Annotated in this window: 7 protein-coding genes, 1 tRNA gene and 1 rRNA gene; 1 reads left to right on the top strand and 8 read right to left on the bottom strand. The window is 51.2% G+C overall.

Annotated features, from left to right (window positions below; genetic code table 11):
- Window positions 1–27: 27 nt before the first annotated feature.
- From L4D19_RS29010 to fabD, 4 genes are read right to left on the bottom strand one after another with little or no spacing between them, the layout of a single operon-like run.
- Entirely contained in the window at window positions 28–3,561 is a 3,534-nt protein-coding gene (locus L4D19_RS29010; protein ID WP_428455258.1) for a beta-ketoacyl synthase N-terminal-like domain-containing protein, read from the bottom strand.
- Between the two features lie 19 nt (window positions 3,562–3,580).
- Window positions 3,581–8,329 carry a type I polyketide synthase gene (locus L4D19_RS29005; protein WP_428455257.1) on the bottom strand — a complete coding sequence of 1,583 codons (4,749 nt, stop codon included), beginning with the start codon at window positions 8,327–8,329 and terminating at the stop codon, window positions 3,581–3,583.
- Window positions 8,330–8,370: 41 nt separating this feature from the next.
- Window positions 8,371–12,951 carry an SDR family NAD(P)-dependent oxidoreductase gene (locus L4D19_RS29000; RefSeq protein WP_428455256.1) on the bottom strand — a complete coding sequence of 1,527 codons (4,581 nt, stop codon included), beginning with the start codon at window positions 12,949–12,951 and terminating at the stop codon, window positions 8,371–8,373.
- 4 nt (window positions 12,952–12,955) lie between these two features.
- Window positions 12,956–14,218, bottom strand: a complete 1,263-nt coding sequence (fabD, locus tag L4D19_RS28995) for an ACP S-malonyltransferase (protein WP_428455255.1) — start codon at window positions 14,216–14,218, stop codon at window positions 12,956–12,958.
- Window positions 14,219–14,460: 242 nt separating this feature from the next.
- Between fabD and L4D19_RS28990 the strand changes: the two genes are divergently transcribed.
- Entirely contained in the window at window positions 14,461–15,189 is a 729-nt protein-coding gene (locus tag L4D19_RS28990; RefSeq protein ID WP_428455254.1) for a thioesterase II family protein, read from the top strand.
- A 41-nt stretch (window positions 15,190–15,230) separates the two neighbouring features.
- Here the strand turns inward: L4D19_RS28990 and L4D19_RS28985 are convergent, their stop codons facing one another.
- The 4 genes from L4D19_RS28985 to rrf all read right to left on the bottom strand — a co-directional run.
- Entirely contained in the window at window positions 15,231–16,292 is a 1,062-nt protein-coding gene (locus L4D19_RS28985) for an SGNH/GDSL hydrolase family protein (RefSeq protein WP_428455253.1), read from the bottom strand.
- A gap of 279 nt (window positions 16,293–16,571) precedes the next feature.
- Window positions 16,572–16,877 carry an MliC family protein gene (locus L4D19_RS28980; RefSeq protein ID WP_428455252.1) on the bottom strand — a complete coding sequence of 102 codons (306 nt, stop codon included), beginning with the start codon at window positions 16,875–16,877 and terminating at the stop codon, window positions 16,572–16,574.
- A 501-nt stretch (window positions 16,878–17,378) separates the two neighbouring features.
- A tRNA-Asp gene (locus L4D19_RS28975) sits at window positions 17,379–17,455 on the bottom strand.
- 42 nt (window positions 17,456–17,497) lie between these two features.
- Window positions 17,498–17,598: ribosomal RNA gene (rrf, locus tag L4D19_RS28970) — 5S ribosomal RNA — on the bottom strand; the annotation flags it as partial.

Raw genomic sequence — 17,598 nt, 5'->3', positions numbered from 1 at the left:
CATTAACGGCTAGCAGCGCTCACCGACTCACTCAACCAGATGATGCAGGAAGGCACCAAATTGCTCGGAAAGCTTCCTAATCGTATCGATATGGTGAATTTTTCGGTTGTATCCCCAGATCATCGTCAACTGACCGTTTTGGATGCTGCCGCGCACATCGAGAATATCCGCATGCACCAGATGATCATCATCCACCTCAATAGAAATACCATCGACAACACGTACCGGGCTGTCCTCATCCACTTCGAACATATCCCCCAGATAGTTGATCGATACCTGCTTGCGCAGGTAGTCATACCGACTGCCCGGCTCGCGAGTCTCGATATTCTGGGTAATAAAGTTCCCGCATCCCTTGGCCGGCAGCGACAATAACTGCGACTGAATATCCTGCAGGTAAGCCAGCGGTGTCTCACTCGGCCGATGCTGCAACACAAAATCGCAGCCCACCGCAAACAGCCCCAGCGTCTGGGTAAAGTCATGGCTACGGTCATGGATCACATCACGCCCGGTGATCACGTTATGGATTTCTACCCACTCCCCTTTGGTCCAACCGGCAACAGTGTGGGCCAGTGCCGCAACCAGAAGATCCAGCACCGTCACCTGGTGCTGCTTCACCAGCACCCGGCAGAGCTTGTCGGTAGTCTCCTTGTCGAACACCTGCTTATGCTCTTCCTTGGAGTAGCGATAGTTAATGCCGTCGGCATAGTCTTGCGGAAGCAGAGGAAGATCCTGCAATGGCGTCTCGGTCATAAACCGTGTCTGTTCATCGCTGATTTCACGCGCATAGCGCTGACTTTCCTGGATAAACTGGAAATACGACAACGGTTTGCTGCCAAGGGTGAGCGGGCCGCCATGGGTCACCTGGTTGTACAGGGTCAGCAAACTTCCCATATAGAGGTTGAGGGAGAAGGCATCCATCAGTACATGGTGGAAATAAGCCGCAAGATAGTCCGGCTTACCTTCGCCCTGAGTGAAGACCGTAACGGTATACAAGGGGCCCGATGCCAAATCCAGGGCACACAGCTTGCTGTTGACTGTTTCCTCGATAAACCTTTTATGCTCCTGTTCGGGAACTTCAGATATATCAATGTGCTGGAAGTTAACCGCTTCACCTTCGGGAGCAATAGCCTGGTGCCACTGGCCGTCAGTCTTGGCAAATCGTGCCCGCAACATATCGTAGTAGCCATCCAGGTACTGCACGGCGTCACGCACTCGCTCCGGTACCAGCGAGTATTGTACGGACAGCACCACACCCACGGTGAGGTGGCCCGGATTCTTGAGAGTATCACTGATCCCCAGCATAAAGGCCTGCGTCGAGCTGATAGGCTGCTCGCCGGTGATCATCTCCTGTATCGGAGCCAGTGCCTGAATGTCAGATTCCGGTTTTTCTTCCAGCACCGCCGCCAGCGCCTCGATAGTCTGATACTGATACAGCAGCTCAGGTTTGACTGTTTTATGCAGGTTATGACTCAAGCTCTGAACCAGAACGGCTGCACTCAGGGAGTTACCGCCATAATCCACAAAGCTCTGATCGATGGCGATGGTCTCAAGGCCAAAGAGCTCCCCCCATATCGCCCCGATAGCCTGCTCGGTCTCGCTGTAACCCTCATCACCGCGCCCGGTCAATTGCACCTGATGCGCAGGATGCTCCTCATACTCTTCTTCCTGCTCACTGTCAGGGCGGAAAGGACGCAGGGCGGACTTCGGTGCCCAGCAGCGCTCGGTATTTCTCGGATAACCCGGCAGGCTGATCCGCCTGAAAGTATACCCGTCATATAACGACGACCAGTCAACCTGCTTGCCGGCACGGTAAAGCGCCTCAACCTGCTCTAGAAGATGAATCTCACGACCTGCACCTGCCGGAGGCATTGCCAGTCCCTGCCTTGATGTCGGTACGGGCGCCAACACATGGTAAACAGCCCCCTCCTGAGCACTGGATTCCCAGTTATCACCAAGATCTCTACGAGCCGCCTCCAGCCTTTGCAGGCACTCGGTTCGAGAGGCAAACGCCAGTGTGATCACATGGCTGCGAAGCTCGCGACCGGTATTGGCCGTATAGCACAACGCCCCCAAATCAAGCTGCTCGTCCTGACAGATACGAGTATGCATGGCACTCAGCTGTCTTTTCAGCTTATCGATGTCATCGGCCGTCACCGTCAGCAGCAGCGGCACGTCAGGCTGTTCAAACGCGGGAGCCTGATATTCCTCAATCACCATATGGCAATTGGTCTTGGTCATACTAAAGGCACTGACCCCGACCAGTTTGGGCTTATCGGGCTGCGGCCAGTCGGTCAGGCGATCCTGGATATAGACCGGTGACTGCTCGAGCTGCAGATGGTGATTGGGAACATGGAAGTTAGGCGAGGCCGGCAACTTGTTATGCTTCATGGCCAGCAGAACCTTAATCACTCGCGCCAGACCCGATACCCCGGCGGTGTGACCAATATTAGCCATCAGAGAGCCCATCCCACAGAACTGCTTCTTCTTGGTATAAGGCTTGAAGGCGCTGATAATCGAGGAAAGCTCAATCGAGTCGCCTAAATGGGTTCCGGTACCATGGGCCTCGATGTAATCCAGCTCTTCGGGATTAATTTTCCCGTCCTGCCAGGCCTTCTGCATCACCTTGCTCTGCCTTACAGCCTGCCCGTCATGGTTAACAGCGGTTCCCCGGATCACACCATAGATGTTATCGCCCGCCTCGATGGCTTTTTGCAGCGGTTTGACAATCACACTACAGGCGCCTTCCCCCCAGAGCATGCCGTTGGCATTATCATCGAACGCGGCACTGCGTTCCGACGTTGCATTCATGCCTTCCATGCCGTCGGCCACATCGCTCTTGTAGAGGTTAAGCAGGTTAACGCTGGCGACAATTGCCTGCTCGCAGGAATTGTCACGGATGGCGTTAACAGCAGCATCCAGCGCCACCAGCCCGGAGGAGCAGCCCGTATCCATCGCCAGGCAAGGCCCGTCAACATTGAGCGCGGCGGCAATACGGCCCGGGAACCACCCGGTCATCGAGCCCATACTGCTGTAAAGGCTCTGATCGCGGATATAGCGATCAAGATTAAACTTGCCGTTACTGTCCACCCCGACAAACACACCGGTATGGGTGTTCATCCACTGTTGCGGACTGTATCCCGCATCATCAATAGCCTGCCACGCTGCCAGCATTAACTCCCGCTGGCCCGGATCCATCAACTGGGCTTCCTTTGCCAGGAGGGAAAACTCACCGGCATCAAACTTATCGATATCACCTAACAAGTTATTAATACAAATTTCGGCATCTTTCGGCACGGCCGGATCGCCGAACAAATAGTGCATGTCTGCGTGCCGGTCAGACGAGTATTCCCCGCCACCGGTCTTCTCCTGCACCAGCTTCTGCCAAAACGCCAACGGCGTTTCGGCAGCAGAGAAGCGACAGGAGATACCGACGATAGCCACATCGGTCCGGGCACGAGTTGCGCCGAGCGCCTTGATCAGCGCCAGTGCATGACCTTTGTCAAATTTCCCCGCCTGGACCTGTTCCAGCAGATACCGGGCTAGTGCTTTGTTATCACTCATATCGGTCTCTCCGTGTCTATTACTCAACAGCCTGCAGGATGTCATCGATAGAGGAGTCACCACTATCCAGCCCGTCGAGCATTGCCATCAGTTCATCATCATCGGGCTGTGCCTTACCAGCGGGCTCTTCTTCGGATCCTCCATTGAGGTAATCAGCCATCATGGCTACCGACGGATAGGAGTAGATATCGGTGATATCAAACTGGCCCGGGAAGCGTTGCTCAAGCGCCCTTTGCAGCTCGATCGCCAGGATTGAATCCCCGCCCAGGCTGGTGAAAGTATCGTAGATATCAATCTCTTTCAGACCCAGGGTAGTAGCCCAGATAACCGCCAATTGCTGGGTATTTTCATTGGCTGCCCCCTGCTCGAAACCGGTCAGGGTTACATCCGCCGCATCCACGGCTTCAGGTGAACTGGCCGGGTTCTTGGCTTGATTCTTGGCTTGGCTGTCTTTGTCGGCATGCTTACGAACCTGCTGGCTGATCCCGTCAGACAAAGGCACGATAGAACCGCGTTCGTCAAAGACAGACAGATTCAGGCGACCGCTACACAATACCGGCAGGTTGCTGTCGAGCATGGTATCGAGCATATCCAGTGCTTCGGCATCCCCCAGACCGTAGACATAGGTGCCCTCGCCCGAGCCGACGCCGTGCTCAACCGCCATACCGGTTTCCATCCAAGGTGCCCAGTTGATCGCCAGAGCTCGGCGCCCCTGCAGCATGAGATTTTCTGCATAGGCATCCATGAAGCTGTTTGCTGCGGTATAGTCCGCCTGTCCCTGGCCGGCAAACAGTGACGATATCGATGAGTAGAACACCATAAAGTCTGTTTCATCTTGTCGGGTCAGGCGATCAAGTAATACCGTACCGCGGATCTTAGGCAGCAACACCTTGTCGTAAACCGACTGGTCTTTGTCCATGATCAGGCCACGGCCCGCCGCACCTGCACAATGGAATACACCATTAATCCTGCCGTATAGCGCCCGCGCCTTGTCGAGGGCAGAAGCCAGTGAAGCTTCATCGGTCACATCGGCGCTAAAGTACTGCACATGGCTACCGGCTACCTCAATGGTACTCAAGGCTTCGCTTACCTTCTCCATACGAGGATCGTCAGGATTCAACGGCGAACGGCTCATCAACACAAGATTGACTGGCTGCTTGCCGGCAAGATGAACCGCCGTCTCCAGGGCCAGCCCGCCCGAACCACCGGTGATCACATAGCAGCCATCAGATTTTAGCGAAAGCGGCTCTGAACCCAGCTCGGTCGGATTGACTATGCCAAACTGCGGCAAGTAACGTTTTTCGCCCCGGAAGGCTACGCTGAACGGCCCCTCGACATTGGCAAACTCTGCCGCCAGAGGTTCAATGCTGGTATGCAAGTCGGTATCAATAACCCGGGTAGCGACTTTCCCATATTCCATTTTGATGGATTTACACAAGCCCTCGACAGCCCTGCCATAAGCATTGACCTGTTGTTCCGAGGAGATCTGCTGCGCCTGATGGGTCAATACCGAGAAGGCGACGTCGCTGTTAATTTTGTTCGCCAGCATGGCTTTGATGGTATAGATAACGCTATAAATGCCCTTGCTCAGCAGGACCTCGTCATCCGGGATAGAATTGACCAGGAAGCCGTGAACAACATGGGCTACAGGTTCGGCAGCCAGCAACTCGAAGAGCGCCAGATAGTCAGCCTCGCTGTCTCCGACGGTGTAGGTATTATCATCTACCTTGGCAACCTGATCGCCCAGCGTCACATCAATCAACGTGGCACCACGATGCTCGAACGCAGACTTGAGCTGACGGCTACGTGCATCCCCTGAGTTCAGGAAGATCAGACGTCCTGGCATTTCCTTAACCTGGCTGTCAGCCGCCTCGGCCTGCCAGTCGACACGATAGAAGGCCGATCCTTTGTCGTTCTGAACCTGGAAGCGCTTACGGTCAACCCGCTTGATGTTGTAATCTGTCATCTCGGCAAGAATGTTGCCCTCGACATCACACAAGGTCAGATCAAAGGTCAGTGTTTCATTGTGTCCGCTTCGAGAGCTCTTAAGACGAGTCACGGTGTAAAACTCAGCAGGCAGCGGTGCGTAGACCTTCATCGACGTGTAGATATAAGGCAGATACATAGTGCCCGGAATGATAGTCTGGCTAAAACCGTTGGCACTCTGATCCAGCAGGCTCGGATGGAGGTAGTAGGTATCCAAGTCTGGCCAGAATTCCGGCGCCAGTTTGTTGTTATGGATAAACTCGTTCTCGCCCACCCACTGACGCTCGGAACACCGCCAGCGAGGCCCGAAGGAGAAGTCGGTGTTATTGCTGTACATGCTGTCCTGAGCTTCCTTGCCCGCTTTTAGCGCCTCGAGATCGACACGGTGCTCTGGCACAGACGTCAGCTGGCGCAATGAGCCACTGATATGCTTGATCCAGTCAGAACCGTTATAGCTGATCACCTCGATATCAACGCCCTGCTCACGGTGCGCCACCACAAACTGGACTTCGTAGCCATCTGTCTCTGGTGTCACAACCAGCGGTGCCAGGAAGGCCATATTGCTAATCTCGACCGGTACCTCTCCCCAGTAATAGGACGCAATCTGCTTGAAGGCCTCGACATAGGCTGTGCCCGGAAGGATATTGATCCCCAGGATCAGGTGCTCGGTCAGCGGCCAGTGCTCTTCCAGTGACAGTTCGGTCGTAAATATATCCTTGTCCCTGCTCGATACGGCCAGTTTGTGCAGCAGCGGATGGATATTTTCCTGCACCTTGCCGGCGCCGCGGAAGGCATCAATCATGGCTGGCTCGGGCCAGAATTCCTTGCGATCATACGGATAGACCGGCAGCCTCACGCGCTGGCACGGCGATGAGTAAAGCTTGTCGAAGGCTATGTCGGCCCCTTTGACATAGTAACTGGCCAGGAAGGTCTGCTTGATCACCGAGACGGCTGGCTTCGCGGTCAGATCCGCAATAAGTTGCGCCGCCGCCCTGCTGTGATCTTTCTTTTCGTGCTCGGTCAGCTCACCCTGCTCCCGCTGACGCTTGCTGTCGCTGACAACCTTATGTTCGGCAAACAGGAACCAGTCTTCGGTGCATTCTTCGTAGCCTGACTCAATCACAGCCCGGATCTTGGCTCGCAGATCAGACACAGAGCTGGCAATGATCATGGCGCGCAGGTTGTAGTGCCCACGGCCGGTCGAGGCGGTATAGCAAACATCCTGAATAGCCAGGTTGTCGCCCTCGGCATCAAAATAGGTCAGATAGTTTTTCAGCAACGCCTCAAACGACTGAACTGACTTAGCCGATATCGGGAACAGATATGAAGTCTCTGTCACTTCGTTACGGGCCGGCTGAGCAGGCGCCTCCTGCACCACGACATGACAGTTGGTGCCGCTAAATCCGAACGAGTTGACCCCTGCGGTTCGCGGTACATCACCGATGGTCTGCCAGGGGGTCATTTCGCTTGACACATACACCGGAGAATTAGGGAAATTAATGAACTGGTTCGGCTTTTCAAAGTTAATTGTCGACGGCAATTTTTTCGCCTGCAAAGCCATGACAACCTTGATCAGTCCAGCAATACCCGACGCTCCGACAAGGTGCCCCATGTTCGATTTTGCCGTCCCGATCGCACAAAACTGCTTCTTGTTGGTAAAGCGCTTGAAGGCATTGCTGAGCGCCTTGATCTCAATCGGATCACCCAGCGCCGTCCCGGTACCGTGAGCCTCTATGTAACTAACCTGCTCAGGGTTGATCTCGGCATCTTTCCATGCCTTCACCAGCATTTCTTCCTGAGCAAGTGCATTTGGAGCCGTATAGCCATTGGAGCGACCGTCGTTATTGGCAGCACTACCCTTGATAACCGCGTAAACCCGATCACCGTCCTTGATGGCCTGCTCCAGAGATTTGAGCATCACAACACCGGCCCCTTCACTCCAGACAGTTCCGTTGGCACGGTCATCAAACGTCTTGACGATACCGTCAGCCGACTCATAGGTCGCCAAAGAGGTATCTGCGCCAATTACCGGGTTGTACTGCACGCCGCTGACCCCGCCGGCGAGTGCCATCTCACACTCTCCGCTACGAATGGCCATACAGGCCTGGTGAACAGAAACCAAACCGGCAGAGCAGGCGGTATCCGTGACGATACTCGGCCCTTTCAGATCAAACAGGTACGAGATCCGGCTAGACAGGATCCCGGTCCATGTACCCGTCACCCCGAGTGGCTCGTCCTCGACCATAATGTCGAAACTCAGGCTCTTGGTATGGTTACGGCCGATAAAGACACCGGTATTCGAACCGAGGATCTTTTCGCCGCCATAACCGGCATCTTCCATCGCGTGATAGACCTCCTCGAGGAAAATCCGCTGGATCGGATCGATAACCGCCGCTTCACGAGGAGAAATACCAAATACACTGGCATCAAACTCATGAATTTGCTCAAAGTATCCCTGCTTCTGGTAGTTAATTTTATCTTCGCGAAAATCGGTAATCGCCCGATCGGGGTACTGCTTGTTGAAAACGTTTTCAATGTAATACTGAATCGCCTTCTTGCGTGCCTCGGGTAAATCTCGGATTAAGTTGGTACCACGAACAATATTGCCCCAGTAGGCCTCTTTGTCCGGACCGCCGGGGAACCGCCCGGCCATCCCGATGATGGCGATATCTTTGCTCTTCTTCTCGCCACTTTGCAGTTCGTTAAGCAGCTTCTTGGCCTCTTCCTTCGATAAGGTATTGTTTGCCACTTGGCTGAATATGTATTTTTTTAAGTCAGACATAACGCTTCCTTGACCCTTAATATCTCATTCTTTATCGATAACTAGTTAAATGACTTCGCATTCGCTTCTTCGACCGAAATATCCCCGGACTCCAACTGGCTCAGTAAGGTATCCAGATCGGTATCATCGTCTTCAGGCTCGTGTTCCTGCGGTTCAGGAGGTTGGATCAAGGGACGAATGTACTCTGCAAGCTGCGAAACGGTGGGATAGGTGAAAATATCAGTGACATCTATGATGTTGCCGAACTCTTTCTCGAGTAACTGAATCACTTTGACCGCCAGGATGGAATCGCCACCGAGGCTGAAGAAACTATCAAAGAGGTCGACTTCGCCAAGACCAAGCACTGAGGCCCATACGGCAGCAACAGACTGGTGAATGTCATCCGTCGCCAAATCGCCGCCCCCCTTGAGGACAATAGGTTCATCAGTCGGTATGGTTTGTTGCCGTGTGGTTTGTTGCGGTCTGGTTGTCTGAAGCGAAAAGCCCAGTGTCACCGGGAGCTCCTCCACGGACTGGTCATAGGATGGATTGAGCTGTCCCGGCATCACAGTGCCCTGACTACCGCTAGCAAGCAGGCTCTCGAAAGCAGCCATTCCCTGCTGGGTCGTCAGTGGTGCCATCAGACCGTCAAACTTGGCCTGCTTCTCGACAGCCATCCCGATCTCGGACCAGGCCGGCCACTGAACAGACAAGGCCGGTAGCCCTTGCTGACAGCGCTGTTCAGCCAACCCGTCAAGCCAGGCGTTAGCGTAGGTGTAATCAGACTGGCCCATACCGGCAAATACCGCCGTGACCGATGAGTACAGGACAAAAAAGTCCAGCCCGTCTTCCCGGGTCAATCTGTCCAGTACATAAGCCCCGGCAATTTTGGCCTGGGTCACCTGACGGAATTCAGCCTCGTCCTTGCGGAAGATGAACCCGTCCCCAGCCAGTCCCGCGGTATGGACCACACCGCCGATTCCACCATAACGCTGGCGGGCCTGGGCCAGTACTGACGCGATGCCATCGGCATTGGCGACATCAAGCTGGTGATGCTCAACCATTGCTCCCAGCCCCCGTAACTGTTCGATAAGCGTTTTGAGCTGGTGAGACTTAGCACTGTTGCCTTGGGGATCAGTCCGGCTAATCAGACATAGGTGGCAGGCGGCCTGAGCCGCAATGGCCAGCGCAGCCTGCTGAGCCAGTGCGCCTGATGCCCCTGTTATCACGTAGCTCTTTCCGGCAGTGATCACCGAAGACGGTGCCGCTTGAGGCATCTGACGCGGCTGCAGAACAGGCTGGTAACAGCATTTATCCCGCCATACCAACATCTGGTAGCCTGCTGTCGGGTAGAGTAAAGGCAAAATTTCAGCTACCGGTGTATCTGAGTGCACATCAATACAGCTCACCGAGACATGGTGAAGCTCCTGACTAACCACCTTTGCCATGGCATACATCGCGTGCACAGCCGGATCTACGGTGGTCCCGGACTCTGAAGCAAACCCGTTCGCAGCAATGATGTTTAGCTGAAGTGGCTGCTTACGCTGGATCTGTACCAGCTGTTTGGTAAAACGGAACAGCTCAACGGCCGTTTCCTCGACAGCTGTCATGCCATCACCCGCGCGATTACCGAGGTAAAATACGACCCTGTCGGCAGCGACAAGAGACGCACTATTCGGTTTCAGCTCCTCAAGGTTTTCGTAACTTATAACCCGGTTACTCTGCGACAGCGCCGTTGCTAACGACGATAGCATTCCGTTCGGCTCAGCTCCCAGCAGGACAATATCCTCCCCTTCAGGGGAACGGGATTGTGAAAGCTCCTGAGGTAGCAGTACGGTTTCGAAACCGTCACCCGGTTCGGCACGGAAATTCTGCTTGTACTGCTTGATGACATAGTCCCGGATAACCATAACGGGTTCGTTGTCCGGATCGACAATGTCGATATCATATTTCACCGTTTCCGGTGCCGGGTCCTGACCTTTTTTCATCGTCAGCAAGGCCGAGAACTGAGCTGGAAGCGCTTTGTAGACCTTAATCGAGCGGTAGGAAAACGGCAGGTAGGTATCGGTCCCCGCAAGCCCGTTGGCAATATTGACACAATGATCCATCAGTGCCGGATGAATATGATAGTCAGCCACCTCGCCGACAAAACGCCGATCAAGCGAGAACTCGCCGAATACCTGATGCTGGTACCGGCTGGCGCGAGTCAGACTGTCCCAACGCGGGCCGACATCACTGACTTCCTGCTGGTTGATCTGGGCTTCGGTAACCGCCTCAAAGTTAGCGAGGCTGGCTCCTTCCGGTATCATTACGTCGGAAGTATCAGGCTGACAGCGGTGGATCTCACCCTGGGCGTAGGTGATCCAGTCCCCTCCCTGATGCCCCGTCACAATAAACCGCTCGTGATTGTCTTCATGGATCATCACCAGTTGAATATCACGAGGGGAATGTTGCTCGACAATCACCGGCTGTAAGAAGATAACCTTGCGCAGCTCAACGGCTTCATACCCCAGGTAACTTGTCGCCAGCGCCGAGGCCATTTCAACATAGGTCGTCCCGGGAATAATGTAGTTGCCATCAATGATGTGCTCGTTCAGTACCCAGTGCTTGTCGACATCAAACCGCGTCATGAAAATCGTACGGTCATAGGAGTCAGCCAGAACACAGTCAACCAGAGGATGGTTGACCTCACGCTCACCGCGAAGCTTCACAGACTTAGGCAAAGAAACCCAGCAACGCTTGGCCTCAAAGGGATAGGCAGGCAAAGATAGACGCTGATATGCGCCACCTTTGTACAAGGAGTTCCAGTCAATATCGGCACCTTGCAGGTATAACTCGGCAACCTCTTGATCAATCCGGCTTGTTTTCCCGTTCAGTCTGTCTCTGACTGTGTCGGTTAGCTGGCGGAGATCATCATCCGTAAGCTCTCCCTGAGAGCGAACCTGTTTGCTTGGCGGAACAACCTTGTGATAGCCGTACATAGGGCAGTCTGACAGGTCTCCGGATTGTAGTTGCTGCAGCTGCTGGCGCAGATCCACCAGATCTTCTACGCACAGAAGAAGGCGATGTGCATGATGTGAACGTCCACAGGCCAAGGTAAACGCCTGATCTCTCAAAGACTCCGCCGCCAAAGGAGCTGACAGCCAGTCGGCATAGTCAGCAACAACTCGTTCCAATGCTGGCAGGCTGGCAGCAGATAGCGGTATCCAGTAAGTCGTCCCCGTCGGCGCAGTGATTAACGCAGCATTGCCAGCTTCGCAGTCGCTTACATCGTGGGAATATTCTTCGAAAATTGCATGGGCATTCGTGCCACTCAGGCCAAATGCACTGAGGGCAGCGCGGCGTGGAAATGCCGTCTGTGGCCATTTGGAACAGGTATCATTGACATATAATGGGCTATCGATGAAATCAATTTCTGCGTTAGGCGACAAAAAGTGCAGGGTCGCAGGCAGTGTCTTGTGCTTGAGCGCCATGATAAGTTTAATCATCCCGCCCATGGCTGCCGCATGATCCAGATGGCCAATATTGCTTTTGACCGCACCAATCGCACAATACTGCCTTTTATCGCTGAATAATCGGTAGGCTTTGTTAATCGCTGACAGCTCGATAGGGTCTCCCAGTTTGGTGCCCGTTCCATGCGCCTCGTATAAGGCAATGGTTTCCGGATCGATATCCCCTTTTCTCAGGACATCCTGGAGAAGCTGGTGTTGAGCATCGGCATTGGGCGCCGTAATTCCTACCGAACGGCCGTCCTGACTAACCCCAGTAGACTTCACCACGGCGTAGATATGATCGCCATCTCGCTCAGCCTCACTCACTGACTTAAGGATCAACGAAACAACACCTTCCCCAGACCCAATACCATCCGAACGCTCATCAAAGGTTTTGCAGCGCCCTGAAACAGAACGCAGCCCCAGTTCGTTTTCATCGGCTAGCGGCAGCAGACGGACCTTAACGCCTCCGAGCAAGGCCATCGTGCACTCTTTCTTCTGCAACGACTGACAAGCCAAATGCAAGGCGGTCAAGCAGGAAGAACAGGCCGTATCAACAACAAGGCTTGGTCCTTTCAGATCCAGGATATAAGCCAGCCGGCTCGCTATAACCGACTGAATATTGCCGGCTTCAGATAGCATATCGGCACTATCAGGCGCGATCTGCTCAACGTATTGACGGTATGTGGGGTCGAAATCGCTATTGAACCCAACAAAAATGCCCACCTTGCTCCCTGACAATGCCGCCTTGCCATAACCGGCATCCTCAAAAGCACGCCACGAACTTTGCAATAACAGGCGCTGGTTGGGATCCATGCCGCACGCCTCGTTATAGGACAAGTTAAAAAACTCGTGGTCGAACTGATCGACATGCTCAAGGAAAGCCGCGGGATAAAAGCAGGCATCACCTTGTTCGATGTGTCCGGCATCTAACGCACGAGAACCCGGAAATGGGCGAATAAAGTCTTTATCTTGCTGCAGCTTATGCCAGAAATCCTCTAACCGTTCGGCATCGCCAATACGGCAGTCAATGCCGATAATCGCAATATCTTGATGCCGTGAACGAGACTGAGCTCTCGCTTGTAAAGGCGGCGAGTCGGATTTCGGGGGCTTTTTCTCCCCCTTATTCACTTTAAGAAAATCATTGAACATCCGACTAACCCACTAATTCTGAAGCAGAAAAATCAGTGATCAAGGTATTCAGCTGTACTTCGTCGGCGACCTGGTTAAAACGCTGAAGCTGTTCGTGATGCGATACGCCCTTGGTATCCAGAATGGTCTTTAACAGACTCAAAGCTTGCTGTGCCGTATCAGCCGTCACGTCACCGGCCTCATTCAACGCTTTCAATGCGTTATATGGCTGAACAGCTCCTCTCTCATACGCTTCAATATCGTCATTGGTATTACGGGTACTAACCGCGACAGCCATGCATTTATTGAACACATTGATATTCTGTTCCTGGTTAAACTGAGCCCGCTCTGAGCGGTTCATTACCAAGGCACTTAAGTGCTCACGATCGGCCTTGAGATCATAAGAAAGGGCTTCGACGGCATAATAATGTTTCGCCAGCTTTTTCAATACCGAGCCAGGTCCAAGCTCCAGTGCCAGACTAATACATTCCTGCTGGATATAATCCATCGTTTGCCTCCAGCAAACAGGACTTACTAACTGATCAACCAACAGCTGCTTAATCTCACTTGCTCCCTTGTATGCCTGGCCTGTTACGTTTGAAATAACCGGGCAGACAGGTTCGGCAAAGGTATATTTCGCAATTTCCGGCTCAAAATGATCAGCAGCAGCCTGCATCAACGGCGAATGGAAGGCCCCGCTAACTCTTAGCCGTTGGTTTTTGATGTTAAGATCATCGAAATATTGCTGGATAGCCTCAATGCCATCAACCGCCCCCGAAACAATAATCTGATCACCGGCATTGAAATTGGCTGGCGCAACGACTGTACTACCCCCCGAAGCCTGCTCGCAGTATTGCTTCACAAGAGCTTCGTCAGCACCAATAACTGCCAGCATTGCACCCTGGCTATTGGCTGCCGCCTCTGCCATTAGTCTGGCGCGTTGCTCAACCAGTTTTAATGCATCAGAAAATGACAATACACGACTTGCAACCAAGGCGGCATACTCGCCCAGGCTATGACCGGCTACTGCGGATGGCATGATGCCGTATTCACTCTCAAACTGACGATACAACGCCACATTCATTGTCAAAATGGCTACCTGGGCATTTTCAGTCTGTGTTAATACCTCCGGGGAAGACTCAAAACACAGCTTGGCTATATCTCTATCTAATACTTCAGAAGCTTCAACAAATGTATTATTAACGACAGGATTTAATTTAAATAACTCCTGACCCATACCAATATATTGAGACCCTTGACCAGGAAACAATAACGCAACTTTTCTCATGCCTAACCTCTGAAAAATATTAAATTAAAAGATATCCAGTTATATTTACCACACCAAGAGATATAGTAATCAACAAGCATTGTTACATCTGGAAATACCTCAAGAAATTAAACGAAAAGCTAATAACACAGCATACAAATTGCGATTCACCTCCAAAAAACAGAATAAAACAAAAATAATAGCTAGATAAATAATAAAGAAAGATATTATTAGATAACCTTTTCGTTACTTAAATGATTAAAATGTCAAAATGGTACTCAAGATATAATTCAGACAATGCAAAAATCCGAATCATTTTCCTTCCCTATGCCGGAGGGAGCGCCTCTATTTATCAAGATTGGGTAAGCCAACTTCCCCCAGAGGTGGAGGCAGTTCTTGTTCAACTGCCTGGGCGAGCAAATAGATTCAGTGAAGCATTAATATCCCAAATGGGCAAACTTGTCCCTGAGCTTGGTAGTGCCTTACTAGAACTGGAGCCGAGGCCCTACATTATATTTGGCCACAGCATGGGCGGACGGATTGGCTATCAGCTATTGGAGTTTTTCAAGGAAAAAGAACAGCCTTTACCCATGCACTTTATCGCATCAGGGTGTAAGGCCCCACACCAGATAAGACACAAGTCAGGAAGCTATTTATTACCAGAAAAAGAGTTTGTTCAAGAGATAGAAAGACTCAATGCAACACCTCATGAAATACTTGAAAATAAAGAACTTCTCAATATCTGCATTAATATTCTAAGAGCAGACTTTGAAGTTGCAGACTACCAAACGGAACACCCTGAGAATAAATATGATATTCCATTTACTCTTTTGTTTGGATTGCTCGATGAAGAAGTGAGCTTAGATGATATCGAGGAGTGGAGGTTACATTTCAATGGAAACATCAATGTGAAATTATTCAATGGCGGTCATTTTTTTATTAACTCACATACAGACAAGGTAATTAATGAGATTAATAAATTATGCTATTAAATAGAGAGGGGTAACCCTCTCTATTTGAAGAAGCTCTCAAACTAATCAAGCAATGATAGCTCTTCTATTCTCTTAACCAAATTATCAGCCATCACTCGATGCTCAGATTCAATAGGGTGCCCCATACATCCTAAATGTTCAGTCATATAATAATGACTATACACATCTTCAATATTTCGAGCAGCCAGCTGTGCTTCTACTGCACCCATTGGCTCTTTGAACCAATCTTTTGAAATCATCAGAATAGGAACATCACCATACCGAGCTCGCTGCTGAAGAATAAAGTCAACATAGGTATTCACCCAGACATCGAAAAAAGTGCCCATATCAGGCCAAGGTTCACCGGGCTGCAAGGGTGTACTAAAGTCATTGCTTCCCAAATTAATTACAACAAGGTCCGGGTGGCGATCTTGATACTCTTCGCCTGTATTAAAAATGGAGCCAGCCTTATTTTTGTAATGAGGAAGATTATGATACGGCTCACCACCGTTCCAGTTTCTTACCATCCCCAAACCGGAATAGGCAACTAAAGTACGGCTAGCATCGAGCTCATCAGCAGCAATAGAAGCATAAGATAAACGCGCATTTGTCGTATCTATCACCTCTGCCGTTGTACATTCTCGCTTGTTAGATTCATTACCGTATCCCACGGTAATCGAATCACCATAGAACAAGATATGCGGTTGCTGTTCCCAGACACCTTCAATTTCGCCATCCGCTTCAAAGCTATCAACTCGGATCATGGCATCATAATTCTCATTACGTTTAATGAGCTCTACATGCACTTCCTCTTCCTCGGGGAAGTTCAAAAGATCGTAATTAGCCAAACCAGCAGATGTCTTTAGAATATGGCTAAACTCACCATCAACCATCACATCGAACTGTGTTCCACGTCCATCTAAATTAACGGCCAACCGAGTACCGGAAAATTCAAACTGAATACTTGAACCAGGCCAACTCAGTTCGACATTGCCTTCGTTCCAGTTTTTGACGTGCCTCCCCTCGTAGTTAATTCGATAATCCGTTGCAGAGATCGTTGTAGCAAGCACATTACTACTTAGAACCACCGAAGCCATTAAAGTCGCCGCTTTTACCAGTGACATAACCATACCCTCCATGCACTTGGTTTCACAAAAGTTGCAACACGCTATCAAGATTCCTACTAAGTAACAATTCAGTAGCTAACGGATAAGTGTGAAATTTTATGTGTAATTGCAAGCATTCGGGACACCATACAGCCAGCATGAAACGCATCTTATTTCACTCATATCAATTGGAAAGTAATTCAATGTTCTAATCACAATATGATTCACTTTGATATTGCTATAAACAATATCATCAGCTAAAAGCAGACTACTATATACATCCCAAGCAGTGATTATTTATTCCCTGGCAACACATCCCTCCAATCTAATCTCATTCCACTCAAGCATGGCTTCATCCCCCTTTGTGTATAGATAAGTACTGCCCTCCAGATCACGATACTGCGCCCCCGAAGCCGAGCGCCGTCTCTCAAGTGTTCGGGTATCATTCAAATAATTCACGATCGCAGACTCTGCGGTAGGGTACGTTAATGTGAAGTATTGCCCAGCCTGACAATCATAGGTGATCTCGGCCGGAAAGCTGCTTTGATCCGTTGTACAGGCGGCTAAAGACCATAGACTGATAACTAAGACTATCTTTCGCATAATAAATCCCTCACAGAATTTATTGATAAGTCTAGCAACAGGAATAAAGTCTGGAGTTCAATGATGTACAAGAAGCGAGAAGTCTATTCTTAAGGCGTAAAAAAGCCCGAGTCTTTCAAGGTTAATAGGCTAACCAACTGAACTACCGCTTCACTCAGTATTGAGGATATAAAATTTGAACGTAAAAAAGCCCAAACATTTCTGCTTGGGCTTAATATAAGTGGCGGAACGGCCGGGCTTGCGCACAAGCGGGACTCATTCGACCGCAGGGCGAAGATATTCGACAGATGTAAAAAAGCCCCGTCTTTCGACGAGGCTTCTTAATAAGTGGCGGAGCGGACGGGACTTCCATACCGAACATCAGCGCGACCCCCGGCGTGACAGGCCGCTGCTTTCAAGGTTAATAGGCTAACCAACTGAACTACCGCTTCACTCAGTATTGAGTGATACAAAATTTGAACGTAAAAAAGCCCAAGCATTTCTGCTTGGGCTTAGTATAAGTGGCGGAGCGGACGGGACTCGAACCCGCGACCCCCGGCGTGACAGGCCGGTATTCTAACCAACTGAACTACCGCTCCACTCAAATCACCGCACGTTCACTGCGATAATCTAAATTGGAAGCCTGGCGATGTCCTACTCTCACATGGGGAGACCCCACACTACCATCGGCGCTATTACGTTTCACTGCTGAGTTCGGCATGGGATCAGGTGGGTCCATAAT

This window comes from Photobacterium kasasachensis (assembly GCF_050336885.1).
In the GTDB taxonomy this organism is placed as follows: Bacteria; Pseudomonadota; Gammaproteobacteria; order Enterobacterales; family Vibrionaceae; genus Photobacterium; species Photobacterium kasasachensis.
Note: the sequence above shows the minus strand (reverse complement) of the source record. Positions and strands in the feature narration are given on the sequence as shown.